Genomic DNA, 22387 nt, shown 5'->3' on the forward strand with positions numbered 1-22387 from the left:
TTCGGCGAGAGTTTGTTTTAAAGCGGGGAGCCGCCCCGCACGCGGGTTACTTTTCTTTGCTTGCCCAAAGAAAAGTAACCAAAAGAAAGGGCACCCGATTGCCGCTTGATTCCTGTGCTCCTCGCTTTCGGCGGGAGGCGATCGAAGGGTCATCCATGACCCTCGATCGCCGCGCAGAATCCATTCTGCGCCCCTTACGGGTTATTCCCGCCGAAAGCTCCGGTGCTCGGCGCGGCAAACGGGAGAAAAACACACATCTTTGTTCGCTTAAACAACTCTATCCGCACTCCACTGGCGGGAACGGCGACCGCCTTATCGCAGCCTGCTTCGGGGTTGAGCATTATTCGGTCAAAAGGATTGCGGTCTGTTTCCCGTATGGCGACCCCGAGCATCGGAGCCTCGAACCGGGGGCGAGAAGCGCAGGATCAAGGGCGCCATTCGGGCGGCTTTTCTTTTGGATACTTTTCTTTGGCCGCGCAAAGAAAAGTATCTCGCCTGCGGGGCGAGACCCGCATTCAAATTAAGCCGCCGCGTTAGCGGCACCAAAACAGCATCGGTTGGCATTACCACCGCCAAGAAACTCTTAAACGATGAAAATCCGAGTCGAAAAGCACCTGCCCATACTCCTGATCGCGCTGGTAAGCGTATCGGCGCTTGCGTCGCTGCCTCAGGTCGAATCGGCGTGGAATGGGGTCAAGGAGGTTTACGGGGAGCAGGATTTCGGGTTGCGCATATTGCGCGAAGTGATGCTGGTGGTCGTGATCGCCTACGCGGCGCTCGAACGGCGGTTCTGGAACGGCGCGGCGACCGGTGCGATGTTCGCCTTTCTCGCGGTGGTCGCGAGCTATGCATTGTTCGAGGTCGCCTACGCGCTGTTTCTGGATTTGCCGCTGGTGGTGCCGCTGTCCGGGCTCCGCGTGTTCGAATACCTGCCGCTGGCGCTGATCGGCTTCATGACGGCGAGGCTGGGTGCGGGGGAGCAGGTCGTCCTGAAGTTCACGTCTTTTCTTCGTTATTACATCGTCCTGCAAGGTGTACTGGCCATCGCCCAGGCGCTTTGGGCGCCGCCCTTGGTCGGCGTGTCGATTCTGGGCGGCGGTCGTCCCTTCGGCACTTTCGTCAGCCCCAATCTGTTCGGCGCGGCGATGTCGACGTGCACGCTTTTCTTTGCGCTGGCAAAGGCCCCGAACCTCCGGAAATGGATGTATGCAACTACTTTTCTGGCCTTGTTGAGCGGTTCCCGGACGGCTTTGCTCAGTTCTTTTTTGGTCCTTTTCTTTCAGTTCTATTCGGCGGTGCGTCCCCGCGACCGCTGGGCATTGGTTCTACCCGCCCCGGCGCTCGCGGTGGGAGCGCTGCTGTTGGCCTCGAGTCCGCTGCTGAGCGGCCGGGATGATGCCGATCCCACGCAGGACGGCCGCATCGCGCTGTGGCAAAGAATGCTGGGCGGCAATATCAATGACCTGCCGGATCTTCTGTTCGGCTGGGGGCTCGGGCTCGGCTCGAACACCATCAATGTCTTGTACGGCGCCGAATACTTTCCGGGCCAGTTCGATTCGGACAGCCTGTACCTTTTTCTGCTTAACGGCTACGGGCTGATTGGCCTCTTGGCTTATCTGGTGTTTGTCTGGATGTCCGCAAGGGTGTCCGGTTATCCCCAAAAGGGATTGGTGATGACCTTCATTTTCATGGCGGGTTTGCCATTCAATCTTTGGGAGTATTTTCCCCAGAATGCGATGCTGATGTTTCTCTGGGGCGCGGTGCTGGGAACCGCGCGCGAGCCGAGTTCACTGCCGTCGCGGGTGACGGCGGCGAGCTACCGCGGCTATGGCGAACATGCCCGCTAAAACCGCGTCCGGCCGGCGAATCTTCGGCGATGCCTCGTGGGCATTGCTCGGCCAGGTGGGGTCGGGCGTCGTGCTGCTGCTGGGCACCCGGATCATTACCGAATTGGTTTCGCCCGAAGTTTACGGGCAGGTTGCTTTGTTGACCGGCATCGTGGCGCTCGGCGTCAGTATTTTTGCCTATCCGTTTATCTGCGCGGGAATGCGGATGCTGCCGGAGTGCCTGGAGACGGGACAACGGTCGGCGTTGTACCGGGTCGTCCGCGGCCTGTCCACGCGTTCAAGCACAGTTGCCGTGTTGTTTCTGGCGCTTGGAGGGGCGGCGTACAGCCATATAACCGGGAGTGATCCCTGGTTGTTTGGGGCCGCTGCCCTGCTTTTTGCAGCCACCGTGCGCCGGGAAATGGGGTTTCAGTTGTTGATCGGCGAGCGCCGGCAACGCGAGGCCAGCCTTTGGCAGACGAGCGACAGCATTCTGCGGCCGCTGCTCGCCATCCTGCTGGTGTGGCTTTGGGGGGCAAACGCCGCGTGGGTGTTGCTAGGTTACGCCTTCGCCAGCATCGCCGCGAATACGCTCTGGTCGTTCGTTCACCGGCCGAAACGGAGCGAAAAGGTCCGACATCGCCCGGTAATTCTGCGAAACCTCAAGCGGGACGTTTGGGCTTATGCGGTGCCGCTGATTCCGATGGAACTGCTGTCCTGGTTCAGCGGCCTGGGCGATCGGTATATCGTCGGCTACCTGATGACCGCGGCGGACGTGGGCGTCTACGCAGCCGCCTACACCCTGACCAACGAGGCGTTCAACCGGAGCGCCATCGTGTTGCTGCGCACCTTTCAACCCGTGTATTTCCAACATTTCTCGGCGGGCCAAAAAGCGCAGGCGTTCAGGATATTCTGGATCTGGCTGGGCTGCGTGGCCGCCATGGGCATAACGGGCGTCGTGGCCTTGGTGCTGCTGAAGGACTGGGTGGCCGCCTTGCTGCTCGCGGAAACCTATCGTTCGGCGGCCGTTCTGATGCCCATCATTGGGGCCGGCTGCGCGCTGCAAGCCTTGGGAATGGTGGCGGCTCAACCGCTGCTGGCCATCAAACGGACTCGGCCTTTGCTGGCGGGCCGCTTGTGCGGGGCCGTCACCGCCGCCGTCGCCATACCCTTGATGATTCAGGAGTACGGTTTGATAGGCGCGGCCATGGCAGCGCCGATTTATTTCGGTGTGGAGGCGTTCATCTTGGCCATGCTGGCGAGACCCTGGCGGATGATCGGCGTCCGGAAAGCTCAGTTTTCGAAAGCGATTCAATCTAATTCCGCGGGAGCTCGTTAAATGCCTGTACCTCTGTACTTTTTCTCTGAAATGGCCTGGGGCGAGAGCGATGCGGCGCCGGCATCGGCAAGTTCCGCCGTTTACGGAGAGCTTTTGTACGAATGCGTGGCCTGCGGCGGCAAGAATCTCCGTTTTTGGCGCACGAAACGGTACCAGTACACGCAGGACAACAGCGTCGAGGCGTTTCATATATGCCGCTGCTCCGATTGCGGCACGGGCTTCTTGAATCGGCCGCCGCATGCGGATTGGCTGAAAACCATCTACCAATACTCGGGGCAAGCGCTTACCCAGCCGGTGACGGTCGCCGAAATATTGGCCCGGGAAGTGAAGTTCCCGAACATCACGGTGGACGCCGCGCGCATGGCTCGCGATGCGGATCGGCTCAACGGCTCGGGAAATAGAACAGCGCTGGATATCGGTTCGGGGTTCGGCTTTTACACGCGAGCCCTCAGAAGAGAGGGATACTGCACGGTAAGCATCAATCCCGGTAAATACGAAAATACCGTTTTCAAGGAGCTCAACGGGGATGAGCCGATACCCGTCATGTTCGAGTCTTTTCAGGATTCAGATCCTTTTGGTGTGGTGGTGATGTCTCAAGTGCTCGAACACCTGCTCGATCCGGAACAGGCGGTAAGGAAAGTATCCAGACTGTTGGCATCGGGTGGCGTTTTGGCGTGCGCGGTGCCCAATTTCGAATCCTTCGCCGTGAAGCTGCTCGGCGCTCGGGATAACGCCTGTTTATGGGTGCCCGAGCACGTCAATTACTTTACCGAGAAAGGGTTAAGGGTATTGCTGGAACGTAATGGATTTAAGGTAATGAAAATGGAACAGACAACCCGAATTCAACCGAATGCATTATCCAAACGCATTAAAAGTGGAGAAAAAATATCATCCGTCCTGGAATCCCTGGTAATGCGCTTCCAAAGGCCGTTTTCACGGATCGTGAATTCGCTTGGAATGGGCACGTACATCAGCATATATGCCGTCAAATCATAGCTTCGGCCATAAGCCGGTTCAGCGGGAGAGATCGTATGAATGACCGTATGTTGACTATCGTTATCTTGACCAAGAACGAGGAAGATAATCTCCCGCGTTGTCTGGATGGAATCCCCAGCCGATACCCCATTGTCATCGTGGATTCCGGGAGCACAGACCGGACGATCGAAATCGCAAAACGGCGTGGCTGTACGATTTACAAGAATCCCTGGCCGGGATTTGCGGAGCAGCGTAACTTCGCGCTTCAGCGCTGTGATATCCCAAGCCGCTGGGTATTATTCATCGATGCGGACGAGATTTATCCGACGAAATTCTACAACTGGTTCGAGTCTCAGATCGCGACTTCGGACTCGGCCGATGTCATCATGGTGCCGTCGATTCTTTATCTTCGCGGAAAGCGGCTTAATTACGCACCCGGTTACCCTATTTATCACCCGAGACTGGTGCAGAGGGATACCACGAAATTCGTCACCAATCATACCGGGCATGGCGAAGCCGTACTCGAGACCTGCCGTATTTCGTATTCGCCCATTCCCTATGACCATTATTTCTATCACGGCGAAATCGTCGAATGGATGCACAAGCATGTCGAGAAAGCGGCGCAGGAGGTGCGTTTGTATCCCACCGCGGGAGCCGCGATGACGACGCGCGGCCGCTTGAGTGTGTGGCTCGGGCGGTCCGCGTTCAGGGTATTCGCCAGATTCCTCTATCACTTCGTGCTGCGGCGGGGATTTTTGGACGGCGCCGCAGGGTTGGAGTTCGCTCTGATGTTCACCTGGTATGAAGCCACGATATACGCGCAAGCAAGGGCAGGGCGTGAATCGGAGGCAGGTTCCTTCCGAGAGCACGAAACCCTGGCCGAAGATAATCCTTGAGTATACGAGAGGTGTTGGTTATGAAATGTTCACTTATTCTGGCGACTCTAGGAAGGGATATAGAGCTGACCTATTTTTTGAATTCGTTACAGAATCAGACCTTTCAAGATTTCGAGCTGATCATCATCGACCAAAACAGAGACGGAAAAATAGATTCGATCGTTGCTCCGTATAAAACTCGTTTTCCGGTAAATCATGTAAAAGTGGTATTTACGGGGAATTCGAGAGCCAGAGACTACGGAATTCGCTTTGCGCAAGGCGATATCATCGCATTTCCGGATGATGATTGTGTTTACGAGAAAGACGTTCTGGAAAAAGTGGTTGAAGAATTCGGCAATAAACCGGAAGTCGCTATTTTATCGGCCGCTTCTTACGATTTTTCCGAAACCCGGTTCAGCATAGGCGTGAATTCGAAATGGCCGAGATATTTCTCGCAGTTCTACATGATGGGGGTCGAGTTTACCCACTTTTTCAATCTGGAAAGGATGGACCGGAGCGAGTTTTGTCTGGATCACGATTTCGGGATAGGGTCTAAATATCCCGGCGCTGAAGGGTTTGAACTTTTGTACCGATTGCTGCGCGCCGGAAACAAAGCCTTTTATAACCCCGAGATAAAGATATATCACGCCGATAAGGACAACTATAAAGTCGGCACCAAGAGGATGCTCATGTATTCCGCAGGCGTTGGTGCCTATATCCGGAAATTCACGAACGAATATGATTTATCGATGCTGTATTACATCCTGAGAAAGATGTTTATCGCGCCCATGGTGAAAATGGCGGTGGCCGCGGTGTTGCTCAACCGGAAAAGATTCGTGTATTCGTTCAATAACCTGGTCGGCATATGGCGCGGCTTTTGCGCGTACGGGAGATAAAGCCATGGGCAGCGAGAATACGGTGATGGATGTGGGTGTCGTTTCGACGCATATTCCCCCGGCCAAGGGTTACGGCGGGGTATCGGTAACGGCCGGCGTTTTGACCAGGGCATGGGCGGAATTGGGCCACAAGGTTTCGCTGGTGACTTCCAGCGAATCGATCGATCGCCGGCTGGAGCCGGAGGATGTGCGGCTGGGTGATACGGTCGAAGTCAGTCTTTACCGTTCGTACGGATTCAAGCGATGGGGATTCGGGCTCGGGGCGATTCCCAAACTGTTTGGGCTGTGCCTCAAGGCGCCGGTCGTCTATATCCACGGCATCGCCACCTGGCCCAGTACGCTCGCAGCCATTTTCTGCGTGCTGCTTCGGCGCCGCTTTACGGTTGCGGTGCACGGCGGTTTGATGCCCGAGCATGTCGGCTTGATTCGCGAGCGAAAACCGCACAAATGGCTGTTCTATAAATGGCTGACGTTTCCCACGCTGCGGCGCGCCATCGCCATTCATTGCACCAGCGACACCGAAGCGGAAGGGGTAAGGAACGTTCTCGGCGAGGATGCCCGTATTCTGCTGGTCCCGAACGGGATCGACAGCCGGGCTGTGCCGATCGCGGGTTACCCCGCCGGAGAGGGAATCCAGATCTGTTTTCTCGGCCACATCCAGCAGGAGAAAGGCATCAACGCCTTCATCCGCGCCTGGCTCAAGACCCGGCGTGAAGCCGACCGCCTGGTGGTCGCCGGACGAAGCGTGGACGGAGCGTATTTCCGGGAGTTCCAGGCGCTGGTCGAGCAAGCTGGCGGCGCCATCAGCTACCGGGGTTATCTGGGGCAGACCGAGGTTGCGGCGCTGTTGGCGGATAGCCATTTCCTCGCGCTTCCGTCCGGGCTCGAAGAAACGGGCGGCATGCGCGAGAACTTCGGCAACGTGGTGGCCGAGGCCATGGCCGCGGGACGGCCGGTCCTGGTCGCCCGAGGCTTGGCCTGGGATCATGTCGAATCGATAGCCGCCGGTTTCATCTTCGACCGCACGGAAGATTCCGCATGCGAAATCCTGCGCCGGGCCCAGTCGCTGAGCCGAACGGATTGGCAGCGGATGTCGGAAAACGCTCGGCAGTACGTCGAGACGCATCTCGATCCGGTAAAGCTCGGGGAGCAGGTCTGGCGGGTATTGACGGGCTCCAGTGCGGTCGCTTCGCCTCAAGAAATAGCCCTTTGTAGGCCGGAATAAGCGAAGCGTTTCCGGCATGTTGATATGCCGAGCGCCGGGAACGGCTAGCGCCTTATCCCGGCCTACGACTGGGCTCAGGACAGGCCCTTCGACAAGCTCAGGACAGGCTTCGCGTATCCGGCATTCTCCCGGAGCAATACTCAATTCATCCGCAACACCCATGACGGAGTTTTCTTTATGACCAAGATCGGTCTGATCGTTCCCACACTGAACGCGGGCAGTCTCTGGAAACCCTGGCTCGCCGCATTCGCGCGGCAAACCCGAAAGCCCGATTGCCTCCTGGTCATCGACTCTTCGTCCGACGATGACACGGTTGCCTTGGCGCGTTCCCACGGTTTCGACGTGCAGGTCATCCCCAAGGCCGAGTTCAATCACGGCGGAACCCGCCAGATTGGGATCGGCATGCTGCCCGAAGCCGAGATTATCGTGTTTATGACCCAGGATGCGCTGCTGGCCAGACCGGACGCCATCAAGCGCCTTTTGGCGGCATTTGCCGACGAACGCGTCGGGGCGGCATACGGCCGCCAGCTTCCCCATCGGGATGCCAAGCCGATCGGCGCGCATGCGCGTCTTTTCAATTATCCGCCGCAGAGCCAGGTGCGCAGCCTGGACGACCGCAGCCGGCTGGGCATCAAAACGGCTTTCATATCCAACTCGTTTGCCGCCTACCGGCGTAGCGCGCTGCTCGAGGTAGGCGGGTTTCCCACCGACACCGTCATGAACGAGGATACTTTCGTTGCCGGCAAGATGCTGCTGTCGGGCTGGGAAATCGCTTATCGCGCGGATGCCCAAGTCCGCCACTCGCACGATTACTCTTACGCGGACGAATTCAAGCGCTATTTCGATATCGGCGTCTTTCACGCCCGGACTCCCTGGCTGCAACAGACCTTTGGGCGAGCAGCCGGCGAAGGTCGGCGCTTCGTCCTGTCCGAACTTCGTTATCTCGGCAAGCGGGCGCCATGGCTGATTCCGTCCGCTTTGCTGCGCACCGGCCTCAAGTGGCTGGGCTTCAAAATGGGAAGCTCCTTGCATCGGAAATTGCCGTTGTTTCTCAACAGGCGTTTCAGCCTGCACCGGGCCTACTGGCATCGTGCGATGCCCTGAGTCTATCTTCCGGCGGGATATCCGGGATGATCGAATCGCGAGGAAAATGCCGGCTGGCATTGCTCTTGGGGTGGCTCTCTTCCGCCGGACTTGGGGCAGAGGACTCTCGGCCGGTGGGCTCTTTGATCGATGCCGCGAAAGAGGGCAATTCGGTCATCCGCCGCGAGGCGGTGGAGAGGCTGGGAGAAACGGGCGATCCGCGGGCATTCGATTCCGTCGTCGGCGCCTTGCACGACGATAGCCCCGAGGTTCGGCGGAAGGCCGCGGAAGCCTTGGGCGATCTTAAAGACCCGAGAGCAATCGAGCCGCTCATCGATGGCTTGAAGGACGGCGACTCGGCGGTCCAATGGGCGGCTGCCGTGGCGCTGGGTGAAATGGACGGAGCGGCGGTCGAACCCCTGGTTGCCGCTCTCAAGGATAGTGAACCCTCGGTCCGCTCGGGCGCGGCGAAAGCGCTGGGAGAAATCAAAGATCCCTCGGCGGTGGAGCCGCTGATTGGCGCTTTGCAGGATAGTGACGCCAAGGTCCGCCGGGAAGCCGCGGAATCGCTTGGGAATTTTCGGGATCTTCGGGCGCTGGAACGTTTGGCCGAAGCCTTGAAGGACGACGATCCCGCGGTCCAATGGGATGCCGCGGTTGCGCTCGGACGCCTGAAGGATGCTCGGGCGGTCGAGCCCTTGATCGCGGCGTTCAAGGACAGCGAAGTGGGGTTTCGCACCACGCTCACCGAATCGCTGGTGGAGATAGGCCCGCCCGCAACGGAGCCCCTGGTGGCGGCGTTGAGGAATAACGATCCGGGGGTTCGTTCCGGGGTGACGGAAGCCTTGGCGAGCATGGGCCGGCCGGCTATCGAATCCCTGACCGGTGGGTTTAGGAACGGCGATCCCGAATTTCGGAAAGCAACTAGGGAAGCGCTGCTGGCGATAGGGCCTGACGCGATCGGCCCCTTGATAGCCGCTTTGGAAGATACGGATTGGCGAATTCGCTCCGGGGCGGCATTGGCGCTAAGGAAAGCCAAGGATTCGCGCGCGGCGGATGCCATCGCCGCGAAGACCAAGGATGCCGTCCCCGCGTCCGAAACCTATGACGAACTGATCAAAAAAGGAGGGTCCGGAACCGAGGACCGGCTCATGGACGCTCTAGGCTTCCTGGGAAATGCCGGGATGGCCAGGGATTTCATCAAATGCGGTAATCCGGAACTGGAAGAGGCCGGGCGCAGATGGCTGGAAGACCATGGCCAGACGGCCTCGAATTTGCCGGAGAAGGAGAAAAGGAAAGGGCCACGCTGGGGAGAGTATCAAACCATTCCGTAATCCTACGGGAGTGCTTGTTGCTTGTAGGCCGGGATAAGCCTAGCCTGAGCCCGGTCGAAGGGGCGTTAGCGTTTCTGGTGCACGACGCTGCCGGAAACGCTTCGCTTATTCCGGCCTACGAAATTACAGTGACGGCGACCCAACCGTGCTTTTTTTAATCGTGCGCCGCGAGCGGATGATGCGCTATGTTCTCCTGCGCAATGACTTCGGCGGGCGTGGGAGAGCCTTCGACCGCGCGCTTGATCGCCAGTTTGGTCGCCTCGTAATTCCAATCCTGGATCTTGTTGTCATCGTCGGCTTCCCAGTGGATGAAGACGCCGACACAGATGAAAATATTATCGGCTTCGTCCATGGGTATGACGCCCTCCCTGACACTGTCCACCACGGCTTTGCCAACGGCGCGTTCCGCCGGCCCGAACATCTGGGTGGCCTGCTTCTCGTTCTTGATTTCGACCTTGTTGAATAACACCGTGGGGGGCTTGGCCATGAGATTCGGCGCGACCAGCGCCAGCAAAGCGTTGTCGCCCCGCTTTTGATTCGTCAAAGCGATGCAGAATGCGATTTCTGCGCCACTGCCTCGCGGTCCCATGATCAAATCGATATGCGCGACCTCCTTGCCTTCTCCCACCAGGGCTTCGCCTATCAGCACTCGATCAATCTTTTGCGCTTGTATTTGCATGGTATTCCCTCCTTTGGATGCACTTATCGAGCGAGACCAAATATCAGATTCCGACTGCAAAATCGTACGGAAACTCTGCCTTCGGCATGTCAACCTTAGAGCATGCGTCAAGGGAAATCGTTGCAGGTCTTTGTTCAAATAGCTTGTAGGCTGGGAAGAGCAAAGCAATCCCGGCCAATGAGGCGTCATTCCCATTGATCCGCCGGGATATCCGGCGAGATCGCGTAGGATGGGTAGAGCGTAGCGAAACCCATCATTTCCTAAGCTGCCAATTCCTCCCCCTGTTTAGGCTCATTTCCGGATTGGAAAGGATTGCCCTTTACCGATTCCGGGGCGGCCGGGCCGAAGCTCAAACGGATCTCGCGCACTTCGGCCATTAGGTATTCCAGCAGTGCGTGGATGAAGATCACTATGCCCGACATCTCCATGTACTCTTCGAGCGTCACTAACAATACATAACCGATATTCTCTTTGCCGTGCCAGTCGGCCTGAAGTCCGCCGAGCATTTCGACGCCGATCGCGCCGCCGACGAACACTGCCCCAGCGAGCAGAAAACGCCTTCGAATGGCCGGCGGCAGATCAAACAGGAATTTCGCGAACACCAACCCCACCGCGGCCACAAATATCGCCCCAGGAATCACCCAGGTGTAGTACAGCAGTCCACCGGCATGCAGGAACTCGCGAAGCGGCGCAATGAGCAACTCGTGGAACGTGGCTATTTCGTCGAGCGACAGGAAAAAGAACAATCCCGCCAGCCCCGCCCAGTGGAAGCGATAGCGGTCTATTTTTGCGAATTTGGCGGCGGCGATGATTCCCAACAGGATGCCGGCCAACCCTAGTGCGCACGCGGAATACCAGGTGGGTACGCTCGATTCGTGTTCGAGGTTGAAGATTGGCACCAAGCCTCTGAGTTGGCCATGCCCTAGAAAATACTTGACCGACTGTCCGGCCAGGTGCAGCGCGACCAGGCTAAGCACGATAGTCATAAGCCAGCGTCTCACACGGTCGGCCGAGGGAACCCAAATTCGCAACTTCATTATGAGATAGCCTCCGTTGTTGAATGTCTGGAAACGGGCTGATAAGGGTAGGGCGTTACCGTGCGCGTTGCCGCGTTTTACGGAAAAAAGGATGTACTTTGCCGTGACACAGTGTCAAGCACGGTGGAAGGCTGGGTTGAGGAACGACACCCAGCTCTTTCAGGCGTGGATTAGTTGGATTTTCGCTACCGCTACAACCCGGTCTACGGTCCTAAGCCGCCTGTAACGATGCCGTACGGCCCCGGTACCACGGGTACCACGGGTACCACGGGTTCTTCACAGCTTGCCAGGAATATTTCATCGAAGTTGTCGGTGTTGCCCCCGGTCAGGTCCGATCTCGACACAAAGGCAATGCGTCTCCCGTCGGAACTGATCGACGGACTGATACTGCTGCCCGCGGGGGCATTGGTGACCTGCGTAAAGGTGCCGGTGGCGGCATCGAACAAGACGATTTCGAGGCTGCTGTCGGGATTGGTCCCGGTTAGATCCCGGCCGGACACAAAGGCGATGCGGGTGCCGTCGGCGTTGATCGAGGCAGAGTAGTTCTCGAGGAGGGGATCGCCCCCGGTGGAATTGGTGATCTGCGCGAGTGCGCCGGTCGTTGCGTCAAACAGGAAGATCTCATCGTTGCCGTCAGCGTTGCCTCCCGTCAAGTCTTGGTTGGAGTGAAAGGCAATGCGGGTACCATCGGCATTGATGGATGGAGCGAAGTTGCCGATGCCGGGCCCGCTTGCGATGGAGTTGGTAAGCTGCGTTGTGGTGTTGGTCGCTGTGTCGAACAGGAATATCTCCCGGTTGAAGTCAGGATTCCCGCCGGTCAGGTCCTCATCGGAGTCGAAGGCGATGCGGGCACCGTTCGCGCTGATCGACGCATTGAAGCTGCCGATCCTGGCGGGGGAGTTGGTGATCTGAGCGATGCTGTTGGTCGCCGTGTCGACCAGGTCTATTTCAGAGTTGCCGTTAGGGTTCTGACCGGTCGGATTTGCGTTGGATTCGAAAGCGATACGGGTGCCTTCGGCGTTTATGGATGGCAGGAAGGCCTGGCCGATTCCGGCGTTTTCGGTGAGCTGCCTGAAGGCAACCGCCGTAGCGTCGAACAGGAAGATCTCTCTGTTCAGCTCGGGATTCTGCCCGGTCAGATCGGCGCTGGACTCGAAGGCGATGAGGGTGCCGTTGGCGTTGACGGAAGGAGCATGGTTGGTGGGCGCTGCTCCGCTCGTCGTATTGGTGACCTGGGTGATGGTGTTTGTGTTGGCGTCGAACAGGAAGAGCTCGAAATTGCGGTCGGCGTTGCCGCCCGTCAGGTCCGCATCGAGATGAAACGCGATGCGAGTGCCATCGGCGCTGATGGACGCATTGTTTTGTTGGATGATGGCTCCGAATGTGTTCCCGTCGGTGATCTGTGTAATGCCACAGGTCAATTGGGCGAGGGCAGTCTGCGACCATATCCCGATCAAAGGCAGGGCAACCGACAACCCTGCGCGGAGATGCCTCTTCGCTCTGCTTGTTCCCTGCTTGTTATTCCTTAACGTCTTCATGATTCCCTCCTTCCTTTATCAGGACGAATCTTTTTAATTCGAGAACTATTTATTTACGGTAGTTCCTCATTTTTGTGACAAGTTTTGGTTGGGGGTAAGCAAAAGGCGGCTGTCACTCTCATTGACACGCCGGGACATCCGGCGGGATCGTGTAGCGAGATCGTGTAGGATGGGTAGAGCGAAGCGAAACCCATCATGCCAGAGCCGTGATACACCATGGACGATTCTAAATGACACCAGGTAGACCATGACCGACTATCGCCGTTTCCGTGTCGAGGGAGGTACATATTTCTTTACGGTTAACCTGGCAGAGCGGCATCGCAAGCTGTTGACGGAACATATCGGTGCCTTGCGCGAAGCTTTTCGTGTGGTCAAAGGAGCGCATCCGTTCACGATCGACGCGGTAGTGATTTTGCCGGACCACCTCCATACGATTTGGACCCTGCCAACGGGCGAACAGGATTTCAGCCTACGCTGGCGGCAAATTAAATCAGCCTTTTCCAGAGAGATTGAAAAGGGAGAACGCATTTCCAAAAGTCGTTCCCGTAAGGGTGAGCGCGGAGTATGGCAACGCCGATTTTGGGAACACGTCATCCGCGACGAAGAAGATTTCGCGCGGCACGTCGATTACATTCACCATAATCCGGTAAAACACGGATATGTAAAGGCAGTTTCAAACTGGCCTTATTCCTCATTTCATCGGTATGTCGGATTGGGCATTTACTCGAAGGACTGGGCGGGTCCGGAAATGGATGATTTGGATTTGGAATAGGCTTTTCGGATTGATGGGTTTCGCTACGCTCTACCCATCCTACGTAGGCTGGGATTCGTTTCACTCATCCCAGCCTACGGGGCTTGTCAGCGCCTGGTGTCCGCTCGATGGACGGGTTAGTAGGGCTCTCCGGTGGTACGCCAGATGCCCACAAACGTATTCTAAAAGTCGCTTCATTGTCCTTTGGCACGACCTCAAGGTCTTTCCGAATTTCATAGAAGAGACGAGACATCAGTTTGTCGTGCCGCTCGTTGCTCCGCTCGGTGTTGCTTATTTTGATTTCCTGTTGGAACTCTTGCAGGGCTTGGAGAACCGCCTGGGGAGCTACAAGATTGAGCTTGTTGCATGCTCTAGAGAAAGCGCGCTGACCGTCGGCTGTCCATTCGCCCGAGATGATACTGCTGAGACTGGCTACAAAGTCCTTGTAATGATCAAGCTTCTCTTTGCGCAGCTCGGCGTCACGCTCACGTTTCTTAGTGAACCAGTAACTTGCTCCGGCTAAGACGACTGCACCGGAGGCTGCGATAACCGCTGTAACGATCTCGGCTGCCATGCGGGGACTCCAAAAGTAGACGTCTTAATTTTATGTTAAAAACGGCATATGAATTACCTAGTTTGCCGTTTCTGCTTCTAGGAAGCTGGGGCCATATCGATATTAGATGTCGATAAATTTGATTGTCTAGCACTGTAGGCTGGGAAGAGCGAAGCGAATCCCAGCAAACAGCCTACCGACCACGTGTCAGCCGTTCATAATCCGCCTTGCTCAGAATATACAAGGGACTCGGCGATACCCTGACAGTCGCCTTGCCATCCTTATCGACCGCAAGAGCCTCTGCGTGTCCCACCACGTCCACCATAACCCAAGCCTTGGCCGGATCGAGTTTTAGCGGCCAATCGCCGGACTGCTCGTCCGTCCGCCAGATCATGAAGGTTTCGCCGAAATAGGCGGCCTGAACGTTGGCGTCCCGGGTGTCCACGGCCTTGTAGGGCAGGCCGTCGATCAGGGCGCCGGCGGTGTATAGCGCCGCTTCGGCGGGCTTGTGGCCCATGGAGTAGTCCCAGAGCCGGCCGTAGCCCCAGTCGTATTCGTGTCCGAGGCAGAATGCCAAGCCTAGATAGTCGCTTCGGCTGTTGGCCCAGGCGATCATTTTGGCGGCTTGCTCCGCTTGCCAGCGGCGGCCGGTGAAGCCGTGGGCGGTCTTGGCGCCGGCTTCGCCCAGCCAGAAGGGAAGGTTATTGTTTCGGCTGAGGCTTTCGTAAGCCGCCAGGACGCCGCGTTCGTCTTCGGTGGAGCTGTTGCCGATGGGGCCTCCGAAACGGGGCGGGCGTTGCGGATAGGCGTGGACGTCCCAGGCGTCCTGGTACTTGTCGAGGCCGAGCTTGAGCACTTCGGCGAACCATTTTCCCGAACTCAGTCCGCCGGAATAACTTCCGTTGTCGGCGGTATCGCCGGGACGCACCAGGCTGCCTCCAACATAGTGACCGTCCTTCCGTGCCTGGTGCACTGCTTCGTACTCCCAACGGGCTCGCTCGACCCAGTGGGCGGGATCGCGCAGCTTTTGCCATTCCCCTTCGCGGCGGATGTCGATTTCGTTGGTGGCCTTGAAGAAGCGGGTATAGGCCGAGGCCTTTTCGATGAAGGCTCGCCCGTCTTCGGGCTTGTCGTTGAGCCAATGGCTGTCGCCGGATGTGTCTCCGAAGAAGACGAGTCCGCGTGATTTGGCGCGTTCCCACTTGGCCTGATGTTCCGGCGGGAATCCGGGATAGGAGCCGTAGCTCTTGTAGATGCCCATGCGCTCCAGCCAGGCGAAATAGCCGCCTTCCTGCCGGAAGCCTTTATCGCCGTCGAAAAAGGCGTAATAGTCGTTGTTCCAAAGCTTTTTCTTGTCCAGCCGTTCCTTCTGGGCGGCGTTTCCGCGCACCACGGTGAAGCCGTCGGCGGGATAGGCCATGATGAGCTTGCCGTCGGGCGTGTGCAGTGAAGGGTAGACAGCGTAATAGCCCGCTTCCGGCGTTTTTCCGAAATCGACCTTGGCTTCGCCGGGGAAGAGACCATCGACCTCCTTCGCGGCGACTTCGTTGCCCCGATAATCCGTCACGCGCAGGCGCAGCCTGGCGCGGAAACGGGGCAGGGGAGCGGACAGCTCGGTTTCTTCCAGAATCGGATGCCAGCGGATGTCGGCGCGCAGCTTGAGCGGGTCGCCCGGACGAGTCAGGTTGGCCGGCGCGTCGACATAGACGAGCGTCCTGAGCTTCGCGGCCACGGCGTTGAGCGCCAGGTCGGCACCGGGATCGGCGAGTTGCGTCTTGATCGGATCGATCGGACGACCGTTCGTGTCGGTAAAGCGCGCGGCAAAGAAAAAGCTTTGATCTTTGTCGTGTTGCATGGCCAGCTTGACCAGCAGGCTGTGCCAGCCGGGCGCAAGCGCCAAAGCCGCGGCCTTTGGCGGTTCGGCGCGTTCCGGCAGGGCGGTGACCGCAAGACCTTCGGTGGTGAGGCCCTGGAGCGCGGTCTTGGCCGGTTCGCCCGGAGTGGGAAAGTCGGCCGGCGGATTCTGATCGTCGGCGAAGGCGAGGGGTTGCCCGTCCAGCCATCCGGCGGTTCTGATCCCGGACTGGCGCAATTTCAGCAGCGCCTGGGTAGGCTGATCTATGTGAAGATAGAGTTGGGCGTAGCCGGTTCCGCGCGACCAGCCGTAGGAGTGATCGGTAGCGGGTTCGATGACCGTAACGCCGTTGGATGCGGTCGGGGCTTTTTGCCAGGTTTTGATTTTGCCCCCCATCATCGCCGTGCTGAGGTAAGGCTGATCGGGATTCGCGCGCAGTATGGTTTCGGTGTCCAGGCCGTAAATCGAAACACCCGCCAAGCCGTCCTGCAATCCGCCGACCAGCCAGGCTTCCGGGACGCCGTTACGGAGCGGGGTAGCCGCCTCGGGCTTCACGGCCGGAATCGTGAGCATTGTGCCCGCATGTTCCGGATCGGCGAGAAATTTCGCCACGGCTGCTTCGTTTTTGGGCGCGGCCAAGGCGCCGAGCACGGAGTAATGGTTGTCGGTCACGAGCGCGGCGGGCAGCGCGGGGAGATTCAAACGCCGAGCCATGTCCTCGGCTTCGGGGCCGATCGAATAGTTCACCCGGAGCTTTTGAACCCGCTGGCGGGCGGCATCGGCAGCTAATCCGCGAAACAGCGTCTCGCCTTTATCGCCTTTACCGTCGAGCACGTAGAGTTGTCCGCTCGGGTTGGAGACTGTTTTGGTCTGCGCCAGAAAGCGGTTTCGAGCCTGAGCCGCCGATGCGCTCATCCAATCGCCGAGCGGCGTTTCCAGCTTGAGGAGAAAGGCATCGAAGACCTTCGCGCTGTCGGCTTTGCCCGCGTTTTCGATTTGCAGCAGCTTGTCGCCCGGCAAAATCGCCACGGTGGCGGCGCCTTTCACCCATTGGTATTCCCAGGGCGAAGTGTTGGTCACAACGAAGTCGCCCCGTGCGGCCAGTCCGTTAGGATCGGCGCCGGCTTTGACCGTGAACGTCTGGGCGACCTGCGAGACTTCTCCACCGCTCTTGTACCGCGCGAAAAAGCGGTACAGGCCTGGCGGAACGGCGGGGTCGAGGTCGAACCGAAAGCTCGCGCCCCAAGCGCCGAAGCCTGGGTGGAAAACCTGGACCTCGTCCTTTTCGGTCAAGATCGAATCCGCTCCCTCCTGCCCCGCAGTAGTTCCGGCATGGACCCGGACCGAAGGATTTTTCTCGGCGGAGGTCCAAAGCGGCGTCTTGCCCAATTCGAGAAGCACGACGGGTAGTTCCTTCGTGCCTTGTTCCGGAAGCGCCGTCGCCGGTTGTGGGCTCCCAAGCATAAAGGCGTCGAAAATCTTGCCGTCGTGGCCGGCCCCGCTGTCGCGAACCTCGACCACGACATCGTCAGCCTTGAGCGTCAGCGGGGTTTCCGCGCCGACCCAGGCGTATTCCCAACCCTTGGGTTTCAGCTTTACGACGGCGCGTTGTTCGAGTTTCGAGGCATCGGGTCCCGCCCAAATCTCGAAGGTCTGCACGCAAACATCGGGTTCGCCGCCTTGCCGCCAGCGTGCCCAAAAGGTGTATGGATTTGCATTCGGCCGGGGCTCCAGCTTGAATCGGAAAGCGACATTCCATGTGCCGAATCCGGGATGCAGCGAGCTGATTTCATCCGGGCCAGTCTGAATCGAGGCGTCTCCCTTGTGCGCGCTGATATCTCCCTTATAAACCCGCATTGCCGCGTCCTGGGTTGCGGCCGACGGCGGCTGGCTGCCGAGTTCGAGCAGAAGAAGGGGATTTTCGGCGCTGCCTTGAACCGGCAATCCCGAGAGTTCGGCGCCGTTGGCGAAAGTCAGCCAGGTTGCCGCCAGGACCGTGAATCCGGTTTTCGAGAAATATGTTGTCATCTAATTCACCTCGCGGAATGCGCTGCCGTGCCGGAAATCGTTCAAAAAGCGATCACGTCATTCAACACGACCGGACGATAAATCCCTATCATAGGGGGTGGTCACAAGAGTGTTACGGCATCGTTGAGTTCGCTTTATGAATCCGACGATGCGGCAATGATTGATTTGAAGCGGATGAGATTTGAAAAGTTATTCTCGCTGAGATACCTGATTCCCATCGGGTTCGTGGTCGTACTGGTTCCCTTGCTGTTTGCCGTGATGTACGCGGCATTCGCCATGCGCGACATTGCAAAGCTGGAGCAGCGGACCTTTTATCAAATCGTCGAACAGGTGAAAACCACCCGCTCGGCACTACAGATAGTTTCCGATATCGAGCGAAAAGCCAAGCTCTTCGTTATTTTGGCGCATCCGGCCTTGCGCCAGCCCTATGAGCGCCAGTCTTACGAGAGCGTTCGGAATTCCCTGAGGCAAACCTTGGGAGAACTGCTGAAACTGGGCGTGGATGAAAAAGTAAGCCTTTCGATCAACCAACTGTCGGAACAGGAGCGGCTGGTTTACGAGCAGATCATCAGTTCCGAGACCGGCGATCGCGTTACATCGCCCGATGACCAAGCATTTCAGGGTTTGCATACAGCGGCCAATACCTTGTGGCGCGAAATCTCCGAACAGGTCGATCGGGAGGCGAGCGAGCTCTACGCGCAATCGAAAACGGTTCAGCAAGACCTTCTGATCAAGGCAGGTTTTTTGTTGCCCATTTCCGTTGCCGTTATCCTGTTTCTGTTGACCTTGTTCACACGATCGGTTCGGCAATTGGACGAGGCGATCCGAAGGTTGACGGCGCGGGATTTCGCGAAGCCCATAACCGTCACGGGGCCGCAAGATCTTCGCTATCTGGGCGATCAACTGGAGTTGCTGCGGACGCGCCTGCGCTCGCTCGAGGAGTCGAAACGGCAGTTGATGGACAATGTCTCGCTCGAGATCAAGACGCCGCTGGCCCGCATCGTTGCAAGCGCGGAACTGCTCGAGAACATGATGGTCGATGAACTCGGCCCGGATCAGCGCGAAATCGGCAAGACGCTAACGACCAATACCCAAAAGTTGCAGGACTTATTGGGAGAGCTGACCCGTTACAATCGGCTCCATGAGGAACCCGAACAGCACGCCGAGGAAACCGTTAACATGCAGGAGCTGTTAAAGTCCGTCATCGAGGATCATCGACCTCATATGGTAGCGAAGTCTTTGAAGGTCAAAGAGCTGGTCCAGCCGGTCGAGGTGTCCGGCGATCGGGACCAGCTACGAACCATTATCGATAACCTGATTTCCAATGCCGTGCGCTATTCGCCGGTAGGCGGCGAGATTCGAATCATTCTCCGCACCGTGGGGAATAGCATGGAACTGGAGGTCGAAGACGACGGTCCCGGCATCGACGAAGAGGAGAGCAAACATGTATTCGAACCGTTTTACCGGGGCAAGGCCGCGTTCAGCCTCGGCACCGAGGGCTCCGGAATGGGATTGGCCATCGCCAGCGAGTGCGTCGCCAACCAGCGCGGGAAAATCGAAGTTCTCGAACCGCGACAGGACAAGCAAGGCGCCCGCATCCGGGTTCAATTTCCGCTGGTCGAGGCTGCCTGAATGAAAACGCTAGTCCGCAGTGCAGCTTTAATGGGGTTGTCGGTGCTGACCGGCTGTGCCGAATACTACGCCGATTGGCCCAGGGCTTCGTATTACACACCGTCCTACGATGCGTATTCGCGATCGGATATCGACGAACTGCTCGGCTTCGGGGCCGCGTTCGCCAACAAAACCGGCGCGTCGCGCGCCGAAGAGTGCCGGCGGTTGCTCAAACATTACCAGAGGAACCCCGACGTAGGGGTGCGCTTGCACCTTCTAATCGCGCGAACGCTTTCGGAAGCCTGCGGCGACACGACCAAAATCTTGGCGTCGATAGGGGCCATACCTCCCAACCGGATGCCGGACGGTCGAGTGCAGAACCTGGTCGCCATTCAAATGGAGACTCTGAAACGGGCCGGGAGCCTGTCGAGAAGATCGGCCGCAACCGACCGAAAATCGGACCGGAAGCAGGCCACGGTCTGTGCTCCCGATTCAAAACCCGTTTATAAAACCGATCCCCCGACGGACGAGGCCAAAATTCTCCGGGAAAAATTGGAGGCGATCAGGGCGATCGAAAAAAGCATGGATGCGCCGAGTGCCGATACTCAGGTTGACGATGGAGGCGAGAAGTAGGATGGGTGTCTCTGCCAAAAATGTAGGCCGGAATAAGCCCTTTGGCTGGGCTCAGGACAGGCCCTTCGACAAGCTCAGGACAGGCTTCGCGTTTCCGGCACTCCCTTGCCGGGAACGGCTGCCGCCCCTTCGGCCAAGCTCAGGACAGGCTTATCCCGGCCTACCCTAGCAACGATGCTCGCAGTCGCTGCAGCAAACCGAAAAATCCTCTAAAGCCGCTCGGGACTGACGAGCGCATCGATCTTCGAGAGCAGCTTTCCGAGCGGGGTGTAGCTTAGCCCGAACCCGAGGCAGACGCCGATGCTGTTGGCGGCCATGTCGACCGGGTCGAATGTGCGGATGCCGCCAAGTCCCTGAAGAAATTCGAGCCCGACTCCCAAGAAAACGAGAAACACCGGCCAGCGCCAACGGGGCAGGAAGGCCTGCCGAAACCAGTACATCAGCGCGGCATAGGCCAGCATGTGTTGCGCCTTGTCCCAGGCGAGCAACGGCGTGGGCGGCTGGGGCGGCTCCGGCGTCAAACTCAGCCAGATCACGATAGCTACCATCAGCCATCCGATGCCTTGCCAGAGCCGGGAAAAACGGAGCGGGCGGTGAGTCTCGAATCTCATTTTGACCTGTGTGAGCTTGCGCAATGCTTCCCGAGTAGACTTGTCCGCGGCAGCTGCGCGCAGCTTCCGCTCAACCGTCTCGGCAAACTGCGAGGAGGCCGAACCCGAAGCGATGATGTGGAGAGATCCTAGCAGTTCATCGATCAAGTACCAGTCGGCGTCGGTCATGCCTGATGAATCGTGAGGGCGGGCGGATCGCGCCCAGCCGTCGATATCGCCATTGAATTGTTGGTATATCTTGAGTTTTTCAAGGGTAAGCATGATGTATGAGAATCGCTACGACGCCGGAATTTACCGGCTGCCTGGTCGCAGGAGATCCGGTGCGGACGTTGTAGCAAACTCAATTCCACTTCTCCAGTCCACTCGATACGGAATTTTTTCGATGGAACGATAAAGCGTGCCGAATCTGCGCACAGGCGCTTAATGCTCCCGCTGTCGATACTCCCGCGGCGAGCAGCCGAAGCGCTGTTTGAAAGCCCGGCTGAAATGCGACAGATCGTTGAATCCCCAGCGGAACGCGATTTCGGTCAGGCTGTGGCCGTTATGCGCCGAATCGAGCAGGTCTTTACCGCAATTTTCCAGCCGGCGCCGCCAGACATGGCGCATCAGTGACGTCCCCTCGTCTTTGAAAAGATCGTTGATATAGCGGGACGACAAGCCGACGCCATTCGCAACCATCGCGGCATTCAGGCATGGTTCGGAAAGATGCCGCTCGATGAACGCCTTGACCCGGTAGAGGGAGAGCGAACGGCTTCGGGAGAGATTGAAATCCGCGGGGCGCACCGACGTCATGGCCAGCGTCAGTAGGTCGAGCGAGTGTTCGGCAAGCGCGAGGAACTCGTGCGGATTCAACCGGCCTGCCTGGCCGGCGGACGAGCGGATGAAATTCGACGCTACGGCGCCGATGCCTTCGTTTCCGGGAATCCGGAGCGCCGTGCAGTGCTCGATCCCGGCAATCCTATCTCTCAGCATCGCCCGTGGAATGGAGACGATCAGTTTCGAGAAACTCCGCGGGCAGTGTATGCGATGGGGCCGGGTGGCATCGTAGAGGGTCATGTCGCCGGGCTTGAGAAAAACCTCCCGCCCCTGCTGTTCCACCGAGTATTGGCCGGAGAGCAGAACGACCGCGAAATAAGCATCCTGGCTGGCCCGGTACGGCTCCCCGGGCAACCGTTCGATGGTGATCGCGTTCGATCGAATGGCCGAGAGGCGCAGATCCTCCCACGGATATATCGTCATCTCGTTGAACAGACATCCATCGGCGGGCGGGCTGATTTCTACCTTGACGTATTCTCGGCCGATCACCTCGCGCAGCCAGCCGTGCCTTTCGCGTTGCGGCACATCTGCCGTCGAGAGCCTGACTGCCGGCGAAGTCGGCGTGCCCATAAATCAAAGTTCCTGTCTTTCGAAATGTCCCGGATAGTAGGCGTGCAGTAATCGGATGTAAACGGCGAAACCGCCGTTTCAATCAAGTTTTGCTTCCGTCCCGAGCCAGCCGGCAAAAACGGAAGTATTCATACTGTGCGTCGCCTATCCGT

18 protein-coding genes are annotated in these 22387 nt (G+C 58.2%); 11 read left to right on the plus strand and 7 right to left on the minus strand.

Features of this window, described 5'->3' with window-relative positions:
• The first annotated feature begins 590 nt into the window (after positions 1-590).
• From VEB01_RS13590 to VEB01_RS13625, 8 genes are all read left to right on the plus strand, one after another.
• Positions 591-1847 carry an O-antigen ligase family protein gene (locus tag VEB01_RS13590; protein WP_324876300.1) on the plus strand — a complete coding sequence of 419 codons (1257 nt, stop codon included), beginning with the start codon at positions 591-593 and terminating at the stop codon, positions 1845-1847.
• A complete protein-coding gene (locus VEB01_RS13595; protein WP_324876302.1) occupies positions 1837-3165 on the plus strand; it encodes a lipopolysaccharide biosynthesis protein in 1329 nt (442 codons plus the stop codon). The genes VEB01_RS13590 and VEB01_RS13595 overlap by 11 nt, the downstream gene beginning before the upstream one ends.
• Positions 3166-4161 (plus strand): class I SAM-dependent methyltransferase, encoded by a 996-nt coding sequence (locus VEB01_RS13600; protein WP_324876304.1) that lies wholly within the window; start codon positions 3166-3168, stop codon positions 4159-4161. It abuts the gene before it with no gap.
• A gap of 35 nt (positions 4162-4196) precedes the next feature.
• Positions 4197-5036 carry a glycosyltransferase family 2 protein gene (locus VEB01_RS13605; protein ID WP_324876305.1) on the plus strand — a complete coding sequence of 280 codons (840 nt, stop codon included), beginning with the start codon at positions 4197-4199 and terminating at the stop codon, positions 5034-5036.
• Positions 5037-5056: 20 nt separating this feature from the next.
• Positions 5057-5911, plus strand: a complete 855-nt coding sequence (locus tag VEB01_RS13610) for a glycosyltransferase family 2 protein (RefSeq protein WP_324876307.1) — start codon at positions 5057-5059, stop codon at positions 5909-5911.
• Positions 5912-5915: 4 nt separating this feature from the next.
• Positions 5916-7136 carry a glycosyltransferase family 4 protein gene (locus VEB01_RS13615; protein WP_324876309.1) on the plus strand — a complete coding sequence of 407 codons (1221 nt, stop codon included), beginning with the start codon at positions 5916-5918 and terminating at the stop codon, positions 7134-7136.
• 177 nt (positions 7137-7313) lie between these two features.
• Complete coding sequence (locus tag VEB01_RS13620; protein WP_324876311.1) at positions 7314-8240, plus strand: glycosyltransferase family 2 protein; 927 nt, start codon at positions 7314-7316, stop codon at positions 8238-8240.
• 26 nt (positions 8241-8266) lie between these two features.
• The gene (locus VEB01_RS13625) at positions 8267-9553 is read left to right on the plus strand and encodes a HEAT repeat domain-containing protein (protein ID WP_324876313.1); all 1287 of its coding nucleotides are present in this window, start codon (positions 8267-8269) and stop codon (positions 9551-9553) included.
• A 154-nt stretch (positions 9554-9707) separates the two neighbouring features.
• On the opposite strand, the gene fae is transcribed toward VEB01_RS13625, so the two are convergent.
• The 3 genes from fae to VEB01_RS13640 form a co-directional block, all read right to left on the minus strand.
• Positions 9708-10232 (minus strand): formaldehyde-activating enzyme, encoded by a 525-nt coding sequence (fae, locus tag VEB01_RS13630; RefSeq protein WP_324876315.1) that lies wholly within the window; start codon positions 10230-10232, stop codon positions 9708-9710.
• A 260-nt stretch (positions 10233-10492) separates the two neighbouring features.
• A complete protein-coding gene (locus tag VEB01_RS13635; RefSeq protein ID WP_324876317.1) occupies positions 10493-11269 on the minus strand; it encodes a hypothetical protein in 777 nt (258 codons plus the stop codon).
• Positions 11270-11472: 203 nt separating this feature from the next.
• Positions 11473-12690, minus strand: coding sequence for a TolB family protein (locus VEB01_RS13640; RefSeq protein ID WP_324876319.1), 1218 nt, complete (start codon positions 12688-12690; stop codon positions 11473-11475).
• A 364-nt stretch (positions 12691-13054) separates the two neighbouring features.
• Between VEB01_RS13640 and VEB01_RS13645 the strand changes: the two genes are divergently transcribed.
• A complete protein-coding gene (locus VEB01_RS13645) occupies positions 13055-13579 on the plus strand; it encodes an REP-associated tyrosine transposase (RefSeq protein ID WP_324876321.1) in 525 nt (174 codons plus the stop codon).
• Between the two features lie 64 nt (positions 13580-13643).
• Here the strand turns inward: VEB01_RS13645 and VEB01_RS13650 are convergent, their stop codons facing one another.
• Positions 13644-14132, minus strand: coding sequence for a hypothetical protein (locus VEB01_RS13650; RefSeq protein WP_324876322.1), 489 nt, complete (start codon positions 14130-14132; stop codon positions 13644-13646).
• A 172-nt stretch (positions 14133-14304) separates the two neighbouring features.
• The gene (locus tag VEB01_RS13655; RefSeq protein WP_324876323.1) at positions 14305-17994 is read right to left on the minus strand and encodes a hypothetical protein; all 3690 of its coding nucleotides are present in this window, start codon (positions 17992-17994) and stop codon (positions 14305-14307) included.
• Positions 17995-18150: 156 nt separating this feature from the next.
• On the opposite strand from VEB01_RS13655, the gene VEB01_RS13660 reads away from it, so the two are divergent.
• Positions 18151-19626 carry a sensor histidine kinase gene (locus VEB01_RS13660; RefSeq protein ID WP_324876325.1) on the plus strand — a complete coding sequence of 492 codons (1476 nt, stop codon included), beginning with the start codon at positions 18151-18153 and terminating at the stop codon, positions 19624-19626.
• Entirely contained in the window at positions 19627-20238 is a 612-nt protein-coding gene (locus VEB01_RS13665) for a hypothetical protein (RefSeq protein WP_324876327.1), read from the plus strand.
• A 209-nt stretch (positions 20239-20447) separates the two neighbouring features.
• Here the strand turns inward: VEB01_RS13665 and VEB01_RS13670 are convergent, their stop codons facing one another.
• The gene (locus VEB01_RS13670) at positions 20448-21110 is read right to left on the minus strand and encodes a VanZ family protein (RefSeq protein WP_324876329.1); all 663 of its coding nucleotides are present in this window, start codon (positions 21108-21110) and stop codon (positions 20448-20450) included.
• A 159-nt stretch (positions 21111-21269) separates the two neighbouring features.
• Positions 21270-22235 (minus strand): AraC-like ligand-binding domain-containing protein, encoded by a 966-nt coding sequence (locus tag VEB01_RS13675; protein ID WP_324876331.1) that lies wholly within the window; start codon positions 22233-22235, stop codon positions 21270-21272.
• Between the last annotated feature and the right edge of the window lie 152 nt (positions 22236-22387).

The sequence above is a fragment of the Methylocaldum sp. genome, assembly GCF_035627495.1.
Taxonomy (GTDB): Bacteria; Pseudomonadota; Gammaproteobacteria; order Methylococcales; family Methylococcaceae; genus Methylocaldum.